This window comes from Micavibrio aeruginosavorus ARL-13 (assembly GCF_000226315.1).
Lineage (GTDB): Bacteria > Pseudomonadota > Alphaproteobacteria > Micavibrionales > Micavibrionaceae > Micavibrio > Micavibrio aeruginosavorus_B.
This window is the reverse complement of the sequence record NC_016026.1, coordinates 369,794-383,749: the sequence shown is the minus strand read 5'-3', so window position 1 is coordinate 383,749 and position 13,956 is coordinate 369,794. Positions and strand designations below refer to the sequence as shown.

At 56.3% G+C, this 13,956-nt stretch carries 10 protein-coding genes; 5 read left to right on the top strand and 5 right to left on the bottom strand.

Annotated elements, in window-relative coordinates:
• Positions 1–266: 266 nt before the first annotated feature.
• Entirely contained in the window at positions 267–3,200 is a 2,934-nt protein-coding gene (locus tag MICA_RS01635) for an Rne/Rng family ribonuclease (RefSeq protein WP_014101924.1), read from the bottom strand.
• A gap of 620 nt (positions 3,201–3,820) precedes the next feature.
• Between MICA_RS01635 and MICA_RS01630 the strand changes: the two genes are divergently transcribed.
• Complete coding sequence (locus MICA_RS01630; protein WP_236619939.1) at positions 3,821–5,152, top strand: N-acetylmuramoyl-L-alanine amidase; 1,332 nt, start codon at positions 3,821–3,823, stop codon at positions 5,150–5,152.
• A gap of 519 nt (positions 5,153–5,671) precedes the next feature.
• Positions 5,672–5,965, top strand: a complete 294-nt coding sequence (locus tag MICA_RS01625) for a hypothetical protein (protein ID WP_014101921.1) — start codon at positions 5,672–5,674, stop codon at positions 5,963–5,965.
• An 8-nt stretch (positions 5,966–5,973) separates the two neighbouring features.
• Here MICA_RS01625 and MICA_RS01620 read toward each other — a convergent pair whose 3' ends face one another.
• The 3 genes from MICA_RS01620 to MICA_RS01610 all read right to left on the bottom strand — a co-directional run bounded on the left by MICA_RS01620 (position 5,974) and on the right by MICA_RS01610 (position 9,011).
• A complete protein-coding gene (locus MICA_RS01620; RefSeq protein ID WP_236619938.1) occupies positions 5,974–7,275 on the bottom strand; it encodes a L,D-transpeptidase family protein in 1,302 nt (433 codons plus the stop codon).
• Positions 7,276–7,314: 39 nt separating this feature from the next.
• Positions 7,315–8,538 (bottom strand): NADP-dependent isocitrate dehydrogenase, encoded by a 1,224-nt coding sequence (locus MICA_RS01615; protein ID WP_014101919.1) that lies wholly within the window; start codon positions 8,536–8,538, stop codon positions 7,315–7,317.
• A gap of 119 nt (positions 8,539–8,657) precedes the next feature.
• Positions 8,658–9,011, bottom strand: a complete 354-nt coding sequence (locus tag MICA_RS01610; protein ID WP_148260399.1) for a hypothetical protein — start codon at positions 9,009–9,011, stop codon at positions 8,658–8,660.
• A 165-nt stretch (positions 9,012–9,176) separates the two neighbouring features.
• Between MICA_RS01610 and MICA_RS01605 the strand changes: the two genes are divergently transcribed.
• Genes MICA_RS01605 through der form a run of 3 tightly spaced genes read left to right on the top strand, consistent with a single transcriptional unit; the run spans position 9,177 to position 12,614 of the window.
• On the top strand, positions 9,177–9,839 hold the full coding sequence (locus tag MICA_RS01605; RefSeq protein ID WP_014101917.1) for a DUF2659 family protein: 663 nt from the start codon (positions 9,177–9,179) through the stop codon (positions 9,837–9,839).
• 25 nt (positions 9,840–9,864) lie between these two features.
• Positions 9,865–11,187, top strand: a complete 1,323-nt coding sequence (locus MICA_RS01600) for an outer membrane protein assembly factor BamB family protein (protein ID WP_014101916.1) — start codon at positions 9,865–9,867, stop codon at positions 11,185–11,187.
• Complete coding sequence (der, locus tag MICA_RS01595; RefSeq protein WP_014101915.1) at positions 11,187–12,614, top strand: ribosome biogenesis GTPase Der; 1,428 nt, start codon at positions 11,187–11,189, stop codon at positions 12,612–12,614. Before MICA_RS01600 ends, der begins: the two co-directional genes overlap by 1 nt.
• 9 nt (positions 12,615–12,623) lie before the next feature.
• Here der and MICA_RS01590 read toward each other — a convergent pair whose 3' ends face one another.
• On the bottom strand, positions 12,624–13,889 hold the full coding sequence (locus tag MICA_RS01590; protein ID WP_014101914.1) for a hypothetical protein: 1,266 nt from the start codon (positions 13,887–13,889) through the stop codon (positions 12,624–12,626).
• Positions 13,890–13,956: the final 67 nt, after the last annotated feature.

The following is a 13,956-nucleotide window of genomic DNA, read 5'->3' as shown; positions in this document are numbered from 1 at the left end:
GGACAAACAAACTTGTACAGGTACGCAAAGGCACCCAGAAACTCGCCTAGAAATTCGTGTGGAGCCGCTCGTCCCGGCCTCTCCTTCGCTCCCCCATGACCAAGGGCGAAGGTCCTATCCGGCAATCGCCGCACTCCATTCTCTTACTTTAGCGTATTATGGTAAAGTGGCCGTGAATTTTGCCTAAAATGCTATCTATTTCACAACGGACAAAAAAAGCCCGCCAATCCGGCGGGCTTTTAATGACGTTAGGATCGCCGGATGGATTACTCCATCAAACGATTCCACCAGCCTTTTTTCTTTTCCGAGGGCTCTTCGTTCACACGCTCATACTCACGCGCGACCGGCGGCGTCGACTCCTGCGTCCGCTCTTGGGCGGGAGCCTGAGCCATTTCAAATGCCGGTGTACGTTCGCGCGCAGGTGCAGGCGTAGACACAGGAGCCGGAACGTCACCAATGTTCACGGCATAGCCGTGATCAACATTGTCGTTGCGTTCCTGCCCCTGTTGGTTCATGGGCTGATCATCACGGTTGCCGCGATTGTCACGACCGCCGCGGTTACGACCACCGCGATTGCGGTTACGACCTCGCTGACCTTCGCGACCACCTTCACGGGCACCTTCACGGGGCGCATGCTCACGCGAATGATTTTCACGCGGCTGAGCATCATCGTCGCTGGCGAAATCGGCTTCGGCACGGTTGCCATCAATCTCACCATCTTCATCGGTCGGGCGATCCTCGCCCCCGTTCGGATCACGGTCACGACGGTTGCGGTTGCGGCCACCACGGCGGCCACGGCGGCGGCGATTACGGCGTTGACCGTCTTCACCCTCTTCACGCGGCGCACCAGCATCGACTTCACCAGCTTCACCATCGGACTCTGCATCAGTGTCGGACGATTGATCTTCGTCTTCGCCGCTTTCGTCCTGATCATCTTCAACAACGCTTCGGGCTATCGGCGCGCGTTGTTCCGGGCGGCGGCGCGGGGCCGGGCCTTCTTCATCGTCATCACGCGGCTGGGCCTTGATCGATTCAATCTTGAAATCGGACGCGGTCAGCGATTCATCGACACGGATCAGAATGGTGAAACCATAACGACGCTCAATATCTTCCATCATCGCGCGTTTGTGGTTCAGGATGTACAACGCAACACGCGGCGGAACGGTCAGGTGCACCGTCGCGGCGCGGCCACGAATGCCCTCTTCTTCCAACGCACGCAGGGCCAGAATAGAGGCGGAATCTTCGGTCCGGACGTGTCCGGCACCACCGCATTCATGGCATTTCTCAAACTGCGCTTCGGTCAGGCTGGGGTTCAGACGCTGGCGTGACATTTCCAGCAAACCAAAGCTGGAAATACGGCCCATCTGAATGCGGGCGCGGTCGGTAGACAGCGCCTCTTTCAAACGGCGTTCGACCTTTGCATTGTTGCGGCGGTCTTCCATATCGATAAAGTCGATGACAACCAGACCACCCAGATCGCGCAGGCGCAATTGGCGGGCCACTTCATCCGCGGCCTCCAGGTTGGTTTTCAATGCCGTTTCTTCGATATGGCGCTCCTTGGTCGCACGACCGGAGTTGACGTCGACAGACACCAACGCTTCGGTCGGGTTGATGACCAGATAACCACCGGATTTCAATTGCGCGGTCGAGCTGCCCATATCGCGGATCTGGCTTTCGACCTGATAACGATGGAACAGCGGGATTTGTTCATCCTGATAATGCACCACGCGTTTGGCGTGGGACGGCATCATGACTTTCATGAAGTCGCGGGCGATTTTGTAACCGTCTTCACCAGCAACATGAATTTCTTCGATGTCGCGGCTGTACAGGTCACGCACGGCGCGGCGAACCAGGTTGCCTTCTTCGTGGATCTGGGCCGGGGCCGATGATTGCAGGGTCAGGTCACGAATATCGTTCCACAGACGCAGCAGATAATCGAGATCGCGTTTGATTTCCTGTTTCGTGCGAGACATACCGGCGGTCCGCATAATCACGGACATGCCTTCCGGCACGTTCAGCTCGGCGAGGATTTCTTTCATCCGGCGACGTTCTTCGAAGTTTGCAATCTTGCGGCTGACGCCACCGCCACGCGGGCTGTTCGGCATCAGAACACAGTAACGGCCCGGCAGAGACAGATAGGTCGTCACGGCCGCGCCTTTGTTGCCGCGCTCTTCCTTGCTGACCTGGATCAGCATGATCTGGCCGCGTTTGATCACTTCCTGAATCTTGTAGTTTTTGCGCAGGGACGGGCGCACCGGACGATCACCGTCCACGCCGTCACCGCCCAGCATTTCTACGCGGCGGCTGCTGGCCGCCATATGGCGACCCCCGCGGCCACGACCGCGATCACGGCCACCACGACCGCGGCCACGGCCACGATCATTGCCACGGCCCCGACGGCGGCCATTGTTACCTTCGCCCTCGCCCCCTTCTTCGGAGGCACCTTCGGGGATTTCTTCTCCATCGGCCTGGTCTTCGCCTTCGGACGCGGCCATTTCGCCGTCATCCTCGACATCGTCACGCACGCCATCATTGCCGTCAACATCGCCGGCTTCGTCGTCCTGATCCTGCTCATCGGCAAACACGCCATCGACCGGGATTGGAACGGGAATCAGCTGAACCGATACGGGTTCGTTGCTGTTTTCATCATCTGCGTCGTCGTCTTCAGATTCTTCGTCGATCATTTCAACTGCGCGGTTTTCACCACCCAGTTCCTCAACGATTTCGTCTTCCTCTTCGTCGTCTTCCTCATCCTCGTCGTCCTCTTCATCGGACTCCGCTTGATCCTGTTCAGCGTCTTCATCGCTATTCATGTCGATGGCGGGCTGACCGTCAGACTGGGCCTGTTGCGCGGCGGCACGGGCCAGAGCTTCGGCTTCTTCCGCTTCTTCTTCGGCAGCCAGTGCATCCAGCTCGGCCTGTTGTTCGGCCAGCAGGGCTTCGCGGTCGGCGATTGGAATGCGGTAATAGTCGGGGTGAATTTCCGTGAAGGGCAGGAAGCCGTGGCGGTTGCCGCCAAAATTCACGAACGCGGCCTGCAGCGAGGGTTCAACCCGTGTCACCTTGGCCAGAAAAATAGAGCCTTTAAGCTGTTTGCGGACTTTACTTTCATAGTCGAATTCAACCAGACGGTTTCCATCGACCACCGCAACCCGGGTTTCTTCCGCGTGGGTTGCGTCAATTAACATACGTTTAGCCATGTTTATCTCCTCATGGATCAAGCGCACGCGCCCGCCATGACCACCATGCAACAAATGCAGTCATGCGGCGCGGAATGCGCCTTAAAAAATTCGTCAGGTCTTGATCGGGCTGGTTTTTTCGCGGTCGGATGGCGCTTATAGACTCGCCATTCGGGAGGGGTGGGATCCATACTCAAACGGGGATCGGTCCCTCGGTTACACGCAGATCTTCGCGTTATCCAGCGCCGGTAGAAAGGCAAGTTCAAGACCTTCCTTCACCGTTGCAGCTAGCGAAACCTGTTTCATCTCACATGCACATGCTAAAGCCGCAACGTGTCGCACAAGTCCACAATACGCCAGGTGGGGGTCCCTGTACAACAACAAAGTACAGCCCCTATCCCTTTATAAAAAACCCGGTTTTTGGGGGCCTGCGGCGTTCGTCACCGGGGCAAAATACCCGCACAAACTCTCATTATAACCCCCGGCCCATCGGGCGGACAGACTGGTTTCCCGGCGTGGCGTGTGCCATAATATGAACATGGATCGCTTATAGTGTATCTATCCATCTGATCCAAAGACGCTTATTCAATTTGACCCACCCTGCGACGCGTATGAAACCCACAATGACCACAGCCGCACTCATGCTTATGAAAACTATCGTTCGTATTGCCCTGATGCTCACCCTGTGGACCGGGGTGATGATGTGCGCCATCGCCCCCCAAGCCGCTCTGGCCCAGAAAAGCGCTGGGACAGCCCCGCTGACCGTCACGGGAATCCGTTTCGGGGCGCACGAAGACAAAACCCGTCTGGTCATCGACCTGAACGCCCCAGCCCAATATCGGGCCTTCACCCTGCAGGGGCCGGACCGGCTGGTGATTGACCTGCCGCATTTCGGGTGGACCGTCGGCACGATCACCCGCCCGACATCCACCCTTGTCACCGACATTCGTCAGGGTCCAACCCAACCCGGCATCTCCCGCATCGTTATTGATATGAATCAGGCCATCGCCATTCGCGGCACGATGATGCTGCCCCGGTCTGGCCAGAACGGGGACCGGCTGGTGATTGATTACAGCTCCGCCGCCAAGGATGCGGCCGGACAAAACCAGATCTTTGGCACACTGCAAATCAATGATGCGGTGGCCGGGAACAACGATTTACAAACCCCCGTACAAACGGTCAGCGCCTCCGCCGCACAGACGGTGCAGGCCATCACCCCGACACGCAAACCCTCCGCGCCACAAAACCAAAACAACACCGCAGCCCCCAAAGGCGAACGTCCGTTGATTGTTCTGGATGCCGGACATGGTGGCAACGACCCCGGTGCGTTGGGGCCGAACGGATTGAAGGAAAAAAATATCACGCTGGCCATGGCCCGTGATTTGAAAAAGGCCCTGGAGGATACGGGCCGTTACCGCGTTATGATGACACGGGACAAGGATGTTTATCTGCGCCTGGGCCAGCGCGTTCAAATTGCGCGCCATCATAACGCGGATTTGTTTATTTCCCTGCACGCCGATTCACTCGACCGCAAACATGTCAGTGGTGCATCCATCTATACCCTGTCGGAAAAGGCATCCGACTCGGAGTCCGCACGATTAGCCGAACGCGAAAACCAATCCGACCTGATCGCCGGATTGGATTTGAGCGTTGAGGATGAGGAAGTCGCCAGCATTCTGGTCAACCTGGCTATGCGCGATACGATGAACCAGTCAAAATTTTTCGCCAACACGATTGTGGACGTCATGCAAAGCCACAGCCTGAGCCTGCTGGACAACCCGCATCGTTATGCAGGGTTCGCCGTGTTGAAAGCCCCGGACGTTCCATCCGTTTTGATTGAGGCCGGGTTCATGTCGAACAATCAGGAAGCCAACAAACTGAATACACCTGCCCACCGTGCCCGAATCGCCGCCGCCATCGTCCGCGGCATCGATGCCTACTTCGAACAGGTTCGCAGAAATGGCGGGAACTAAGGGCAATTTATGCCCGCTGCGCACACCCGCACGCCCGCTCATTTTCGATAAAGCGCCCCGCGCCACGAAAATGCCGCAAACGTTTTGAAAAAAAAGCAAAAATTCGCAAAAACCATATTCAAGTTCCTGTGAGTCGTGTATAAAGATACGGACTTCTGCTCTGGTCAGAGGGCACAAACACGTAGTAATTCTTACGTGACTACCTAACCATCTTTGGAAAATAATGAGGAACAAAATGAAAAAATTCGTCCTGCTCACGATGGCTGTTGCCGCCGTTGGTCTGTCCGCTTGCTCCAGCACGAACAGTGCACAAGTTGACCAAGCTCCGTACGCTCACGAGCGTACCGTTGGTTCCACTGGCGAGCCGGTATTCCACCACAAGCAAGGCAAATAATTTGCCTGCTTCGACCCTCTGGGGTTGAATGGATACAAAAGACTGTCTGGTTATTCGCCAGACAGTCTTTTTCTTTTGGGCGTTTGATTTATGATGAACGGAATGGAAACGGGGACACACGCGCCATGATAAAAAAACTGACCATCTGGATCGTTATGGTCGCACTGGGTTCCGCGTGCGGCGCGTTTGTTTTGACGCTGGGATTACAGCTGGGACTGTACGATGCTTTACCGCCAGATGCGCAGATGGATCAATTTAAAACATTCTATATGGGCGGCACCATGTGGGCCTGGCTTGCAGGCACCGCGATTGGCGCGTTTTCATTGATGAGCGGCCCGCGTTTTTACGCCGTGCTGGCCAGCCTGCCCCTCAGCCTACCCTTACTGTACAGCATCGTCACACTGATGCGTTTGATGTAACAACCGTATCAATCGTTCGTCTGCGATTCCGCATCAGCAACTTTCGTTACTTCGCCCTGTGACTGATCGGCTGCAGCCTTTTCGTCATCGGATTTTTTTACATCTTCCTTCGGAGCATCATCCTTCGGCGCCTCTTTCTCTGCGGGAACAGCCCCAGCCTCGGCGGCAACCTGCTTCACCGGGTCCGGTTTGCGAAACACTTCGATCGGATAACCGCGGCGTTCACGCACGGCACGACGCACCACCGACCAATCCAGATCATCCGCATAATCACCGGCGACTTTCATGATCACGGCCATGTCATCATTGCTGAACACATAGCCCGGCAAGCCGCCGTCAATCTCCATGCGGTCCACCTGAGCGGTTGTGGGGGAGGCTTCGACGAAGAACTTATCGCCGACCCATCCGGCCTTCACCGACTGGTCCACGACATTGACGCTCATACCAACGGGAACCATGCCGAAGGCCTTGGTAATATCCTCTGGATACATACGGATGCACCCGCTGCTGAGACGGCGGCCGATGCTGTACGGTTTGTCCGTGCCGTGGATCAAATATTCCGGCCATCCCAAATACATGGCGTGTGTGCCCAGCGGATTATCCGGCCCTGGTTCGACCACGGCGGGCAGGGCCGGATTTTCTTCACGCATCCGCGCGGTCGGGCGCCATTGCGGGCCGTCTTTTTTCCGCACGATCGTGGTTTGTCCCACCGGCGTTTGCAACCCTTCGCGACCGATCCCGATTGGATAGGTCAACGGGGCCTTGCCCGGTGTTTTGAAAATATACATCCGCATTTCCGCCAGATTGATCACCACATCACGGCGTTCAGCCTGGGGCAGCAAATGCATGGTTGGAATAACGACCTTTTTGCCCTCACCCGGAATCCACGGGTCCAGATGCTGGTTCGCGGACCGCAGTTCGACATAGCCAACATTATATTTCCGCGCCAGCTCGACAAACATGTCGTCATAGGTGGCGACGTGCGTTTTCATCGTGCCGACCCAGTCTTTGTCGTACGGTGTGAACGGAGCGGGTTTGGCCGGCTTCTTATCTGGATCCGGAACACTGGCTGTTTTTTTAGCGTCGTCTTTCTTGGCCTCAGCTTTTTTGCTTTCGGCCTTGCCGCCCTTGTCTTCTTTTTTAGCCTCAGCCGGAGGAGCGTCTTCTTTCTTCTCCTCCTGCTTTTCGGTCCCAAACGGGAATTTCAGGAACGCAAGCTTCATCTCCTCCGCCTGCGCCGGAACGGACGATGTTCCGAGCAAAAGGCCCAGCACCAAGGCGGCTGACAAATGAAGGCGAGAGAGAGTCATGATACGCATTGCTTTCCTGTTAAACCCGTTACAGCTTTTTTACGCGGCCTTCCGCATGGCGGAATCCAGATTGGCGACCACGGCATCCATAAACTGGGTGGTGGTCAGATATTTCTGGTCCGGGCCAACCAAGATCGCCAGATCCTTGGTCATCGCACCGGCTTCAACCGTTTCGACGCAAACGCGTTCCAACGTTTCAGCAAAATCAACCAGCGCATGGTTACCATCGAACTGACCGCGATATTTCAAACCTTGCGTCCATGCAAAGATGGATGCGATCGGGTTGGTCGATGTTTCCTTGCCCTTCTGGTGTTCGCGGTAATGGCGCGTCACGGTGCCGTGCGCGGCTTCAGCCTCAACACACTGCCCATCCGGCGTCAACAGAACGGAGGTCATCAGGCCCAGCGAGCCAAAGCCCTGTGCCACAACATCCGACTGCACATCACCGTCATAGTTTTTGCAGGCCCAGACAAATTTACCGTTCGACTTCACGGCAAAAGCCACCATGTCGTCGATCAAACGGTGTTCGTACCAGATTTTTTTGGATTCGAACGTCGATTTAAATTCCTGTTCGTACACACGTTGGAAAACTTCGATGAACTTGCCGTCATAGGCTTTCAAAATCGTGTTCTTCGTCGACATGTACAACGGCCATTCACGGGCCAGTGCATAGTTGAAGCAGGACCGCGCAAACCCTTCGATCGATTCATCCAGGTTATACATGCCCATGGCCACACCAGCCGCCGGGAAATCGAACACTTCGAATTCCTGTGCCGCGCCGCCATTGGCCGGTTCAAAACGCATGGTCAGCTTGCCGGGGCCGGACACTTTGAAGTCGGTGGCTTTGTATTGGTCGCCAAAGGCGTGACGGCCGATCACGATCGGGCTGGTCCAACCCGGCACATAACGCGGCACGTTTTTGCAAATGATCGGCTCGCGGAACACGGTGCCGTTCAGGATATTGCGGATGGTGCCATTTGGCGACTTCCACATTTTCTTCAGGGAAAATTCCTGCACGCGGGCCTCGTCCGGCGTGATCGTGGCACATTTGACGCCAACGCCATATTTCTTGATCGCTTCGGCGGCATCAACCGTCACTTTGTCATCGGTGGCATCGCGGTTCTGAATCGACAGGTCGTAATATTTCAGGTCGATATCAAGGTACGGCAAGATCAGTTTTTCCCGGATCATCTGCCAGATGATGCGTGTCATTTCGTCGCCGTCGATTTCAACAACCGGATTATCAACCTTGATCTTGGCCATGGGTTTTGCCTCCCCTGAAGTTTTTGAAAAAATGTCCCGTTAATGTATAGCCCCTTCCCCCCAAAAAACCAGAGGAGAGGCGCAAAAATCCGCGATTTTTTGGAGATTTAGGGCGGCGTTTAAAGCGGCGGGGGCAGGATGGCGTCGATGGCGGATTCCAGCTTTTCATACACCCGGTCGAACAGACCGCTTTTGAACGCCCGCCCCTTGCCCTCCTGATGCAGTTCGTACATCACCTGACGCGGGCCAACCTGGCGGATCACGAAGGTGAACATCGGGGCATGCGCATTTGTTTTTGCATAAGAGAAGGTCATGACCCCCTCCTCGAAATCACAATCGACAAACCGGGCGTTTAACACCTTGGTCTGGGCCGCGCGCAGGAACAGGGCGTCCAGCCGCTGGAACTGGAACCGGGTAAACCCCGCTTTTTCGAGGGTTTCAAAGGCTGGATTATTGATCAAAGTCAGGGTCATAGGGCCATTATAACACCCGGCGGGGCGGAGCGGAGCGGATTTTTCCGGGATAAAAGCACCGCGCACACCCGAATTATGTCATTAAGCACTGGAAACAGAAGGAAAAATGGCTAATATAGCCCCCGATATTGAACCCCGGACCCAATCTAGAGTGGACCACGCATTATGAGCGATATTCTCAACGACATCGACGAAGCCCTGAAACGCGACAAGGCCGAAAAATTCTGGAAAGAAAACGGCCCAACATTGATCGCCGGTGCCGTCATGCTGGTTGTGTTCACGGGGATTTTTTCTGGCTGGAACGCGTGGAAGGCCCACACCGCCCGCCAGCAGACCGCCATCCTGATGGACGCCATGACCGGTACCAACCAGCCGCAAGACCTGATCGCCGCCGCCGATTTGTTGAAGGGCGGGCCGCGGGCGCTGGCGTTGCTGAACGCTGCGGGCGACCATATCCGCAATGACAAACAGGCCGAGGCACTGGCGCTGTATAACACGCTGGCCGATGATGGATCCGTTCCGTCCGACTATCGCGATCTGGCCCGCGTGATGGGGGCGCGCATCGCGTTTGACAGCCGTACCGATGCAACAGATTTGAAAGCGCTCTACGCCCCTGTGGCGAAAATTGCCAATGACGCGAAGAACCCCTGGGTCCTGCATGCCGCCATTCAGGCCGCCATCATCGCGGGCGAAGGCCTAAGCGATTATAAAGGCGCATTGGGCCATTTGAACATCGTTCTGCAATCCGAAACGGCCCCGGCCAGCATGAAGGAACGGGCCCGCGCGCTGGATCACATTTACGCGTTGCGCCTGTCGGAACAAAAATAAATAAGATCACGAACGGACAAAAACCATGAAACGTTTTTCACTGCATCTTCTGTTGCTGGGCACGGCCATCACATTGGCCGCCTGCGGATCGTCGGATGACAAGGCCCCGCTGCCCGGCACACGGATTTCCGTTTTGGAAATGCAGCGTGCGCTGGAACCCGATGACATCGCACTGGACGCCCAGGGCTTTATCGCTCCGCAACCGTGGAAGAACGAATTCTGGCCGCAAACCGGCGGGTACCCGAACCACGCCATGCAACATTTGTCCTTAAGCGAAGGATCATTGAAGCGGGTTTGGAAAACCAATATTGGCGATGGCGGCAATGACCGCCTGCCGCTGGTGTCGCAACCGGTTGTGATTGATGGCCGCGTGTACACGATTGATACGCGCGCGGAAATGTCCGCCTTTGACGTGACCAGTGGCAAGCGCCTGTGGTCCGTTGATATCGCACCGGAAGCCGAAGAAGGCGAACCGGTGATTGCCGGTGGCATCGCGTACTCCCAAGGCCAATTGTTCGTCACCAACGGCTACGCCGAAATTCTGGTCATGAACCCAAAGGATGGCACGATTGCATGGCGCAAACCGTTGCCTGCCCCGTCCCGCGCCGCGCCGACCGTCATGGATGGCCGCGTGTTCGTGATGACGATGGATAACAAATTGCTGGCCCTGAACACCGCCGATGGCGCGTTGCTGTGGGAATTCTCTGGATTGGCCGAAACCACCGGCCTGCTGGGCGCGGCCAGCCCCGCGGCCAGCCGTGAAATGGTTGTGCCCGCCTTTTCATCCGGTGAAATTTTTGCCCTGCGCGTTGAAAACGGATCGGTGGCGTGGACGGATAACCTGACCTCCTTCCGCCGCACGGGCGGATTGTCCGGCATGGCGGCCATTCGTGGCTTGCCGGTTCTGGACAAGGGTATGGTGATTGCCGTGTCTTATGGCGGACGCATTGCCGCGATTGATGAACGCACCGGCGCGCGCGTCTGGCAACGCGACATTCCGGGGTCGGAAACCCCGTGGGTGGCGGGCAACCATGTCTTCATGATTACCGCCAACAACGAATTGATTGGCATGAGCCGTGATTCCGGCGCCATTGCCTGGGTTAAACCCCTCCCAAAGTATGAGAACCCCGATAAACGCAAGGACGCAATCACCTGGACCGGCCCGGTTCTGGCCGGTGGGCGTTTGTTTGTGGCATCCAGCCACGGTTACGTGCTAGAGGTCAGCCCGGCCACCGGCGAAGGCACCAGCGAATGGCGCACCGAAGGCCCCGTGCATATTGCCCCGATTGTTGCGGGCGATACACTTTACATCCTGTCTGATAACGGGACATTGGCGGCGTATAAGTAATGTTTACCCTCGTAATTATCGGCCGACCCAATGTCGGCAAATCGACCTTGTTCAATCGTCTGGCCCGCAAGCAGATGGCGATTATCGACGACACCCCCGGCGTGACGCGCGATTGGCGTGAGACCGAGGGCTGGTTGCTCGACAAGAAAATCCGCCTGATCGACACCGCCGGGTTGGAAGAAGCGTTTGACGATTCCATGCGCGGCAAGATGCGCCGCCAAACGGAGCTGGCATTGCAGGAAGCCGACGCCGTGTTGTTCATGGTTGATGGCCGCAGCGGCATCACCCCGATGGACAAGCATTTCGCCAACTGGCTGCGCCGTCAGGACATTCCGACCGTTCTGGCCGTCAACAAATGCGAACATGAAAACGCCGCCGCCGCCGGATTGGCTGAGGCCTATGCCCTTGGCTTGGGCGAGCCGTTGCCGATGTCCGCCGCGCACGGATACGGGTTGGATGACCTGTACCACATGCTGTCCCCGTATTTTGAGGAAGAAGAAGAGATCGAGGATGCCGCCGCATCATTCGGCCCGTCTTTGACCGAAGAAGAAATCGACGCGCTGGAAGGTAACGACGATTTCGACCTCAGCGCCATTGAGCCGCAGGTCGACACCGACACCATTCCGTTGCGCGTGGCTTTCGTTGGCCGCCCGAACGTTGGCAAATCCACACTGTTGAACGCGTTGTTACAAGAAGAACGCGTGATGACCAGCCCCGAAGCGGGCACAACGCGCGATGCCATCGCCGTGAAATGGACGTACAAGGACCGCCTGTTCCGTCTGGTCGACACCGCCGGTATGCGCCGCAAGGCCCGTATTGACGACCGTCTGGAAAAAATGGCTGTACAGGATTCTTTGCGCGCCATTCGCCTGGCCGAGGTGTGCGTTCTGGTTCTGGACGGCAACAATCCGATGGAAAAACAGGATTTGGGGATTGCCGAACATATTATTGACGAGGGCCGCGCCCTGGTCCTGGCCATCAACAAATGGGACGCGGTCGAAGACAAAGCCGCCGCCATGAAACGCATCGAAGACCGTATCGAAGCATCCTTGGGCCAGTTGCGTGAAATTCCCGTCATCACCATTTCGGCATTGAAGGGTAAAAACCTGGAACCGATGCTGGATTTGATTTTGCAAACCCATGCCGTTTGGAACCGCCGCGTGCCGACATCGCGTATGAACCGCTGGCTGCGCGGGATGGAAGAACAAAACCCTGCCCCGATGGCCAATGGCCGCCCGAACCGCCTGCGTTACATTACGCAGATCAAGGCCCGCCCGCCGACATTCGCATTGTGGGTGTCACGCCCCGGTGATTTCCCGGATACGTATAAACGGTATCTGATTAACGGGTTGCGCCGCGATTTCGACATTCCGGGCGTTCCGGTGCGCGTGATGATCCGCACCAGTAAAAACCCGTACGTGGATTAAGGGACAGGATTAGCGGGGCCCGACACCCAAAGGGGGCCGCGATGGTCGCGTTGGAGGGCTTTTCTCCAACCCATCAATTTGCGGTGACAATTTCTTGTTCAAAATGTCGATGGACGTTTTGTACAGATCTTCAAACGACGCCACGCGATCTTCAAACGTCTTGGGGAACTCGCGCACGGGTTCGGTGCAGAGCATGGAACTTTCCGCGTCGGCAATCATCGCCGCATCATACCCCATACCGTGCATCAGATCCTTGGCCTTGCCGACCAACGTGCCAACATCATCGCGTACGGTGCCATCCATATATTGCGCCCCGACCCGCATCATGGACCGCACACGGCGCGTGATTTGAAACACCTGCAAATCGGTGACCAGACGCTGGGCTTCCTTGCCAATGTCTTCGGGCAAGGTCGATCCGTCTTTTTTCAGGAAATCCACCGCACGGTTCAACAAATCTTCCGTCAACGGCGTCGTGGATTTCAGCGCATTCTGCACATACCCTTCGGAAAAGGCCGAATTTAGGAATTTGGTTTCATTGATAAAATGATCCGCCTTCCACACGCCTTCATTGCCGCCGTTTTTAACAACGCGGCGTTCCGCAATCATGGCCGCACGGATCAGGAAGACCGCCTTGTGCAGGACATCGGTGTCTTTCAACCGCTCGCTAAAATCGACCCAACGCAGTGGCTCGGCCCGGCCATTGAACAGATCATGGATAAAATTATTCACCCACACATCGCGCAGGAACAATTGCCCCGACCGCACGCTGTTCACAATATCTTCCAATTGCGCCGTAACCGCCCCGTCGAAACGCCCCTCGGTGACAATTTCGCCGTTTTCGGTTTCATGCAACCGCCCGCCACGATCCGGCACAAAACCTTCGCGCAGGCAGAATTGCGTCACATGTTCAAAACCAAATTCTTCCGGACCGTTGCCCAGTGGCAACAACCCCATATCCTCCGCCGCCGTTTCATATGACACCAGCTTCTGCGCCGCCGTTACAAACGACACAGATTCATCCATCACCAAGGTTTGTACATCACCGGATTTTTTCGTGTATTTGATCACGCGCCAATCATTGGGACCTTTGGCAATGGCTTTATAATATTCTTCATCCCCTTCCGGCATATGCGGATTGACAAAAGCCTGCGTCCGAAACCGCCGTCCATACCGCGCCCCGGATTGGTTTTCCGATACGTCCGGCGTCGGCAATTCCAAAGCCGGCGTTTGTACATTCGATGCCGCACCAAATGGCCAAAGCGTTTTCAATACCACCTATTTCGGCTCCCTGCCCATCTGTATGATTTTCATTTTATCGTGATTCAATAGCCGCATCCCTTCG

Excerpts from the sequence above, each read along its gene's own strand:
- MICA_RS01635 (WP_014101924.1), bottom strand. The coding sequence starts at position 3,200 with ATGGCTAAACGTATGTTAATTGACGCAACCCACGCGGAAGAAACCCGG.
- MICA_RS01630 (WP_236619939.1), top strand. The coding sequence starts at position 3,821 with ATGCTTATGAAAACTATCGTTCGTATTGCCCTGATGCTCACCCTGTGG.
- MICA_RS01625 (WP_014101921.1), top strand. The coding sequence starts at position 5,672 with ATGATAAAAAAACTGACCATCTGGATCGTTATGGTCGCACTGGGTTCC.
- MICA_RS01620 (WP_236619938.1), bottom strand. The coding sequence starts at position 7,275 with ATGACTCTCTCTCGCCTTCATTTGTCAGCCGCCTTGGTGCTGGGCCTT.
- MICA_RS01615 (WP_014101919.1), bottom strand. The coding sequence starts at position 8,538 with ATGGCCAAGATCAAGGTTGATAATCCGGTTGTTGAAATCGACGGCGAC.
- MICA_RS01610 (WP_148260399.1), bottom strand. The coding sequence starts at position 9,011 with ATGACCCTGACTTTGATCAATAATCCAGCCTTTGAAACCCTCGAAAAA.
- MICA_RS01605 (WP_014101917.1), top strand. The coding sequence starts at position 9,177 with ATGAGCGATATTCTCAACGACATCGACGAAGCCCTGAAACGCGACAAG.
- MICA_RS01600 (WP_014101916.1), top strand. The coding sequence starts at position 9,865 with ATGAAACGTTTTTCACTGCATCTTCTGTTGCTGGGCACGGCCATCACA.
- der (WP_014101915.1), top strand. The coding sequence starts at position 11,187 with ATGTTTACCCTCGTAATTATCGGCCGACCCAATGTCGGCAAATCGACC.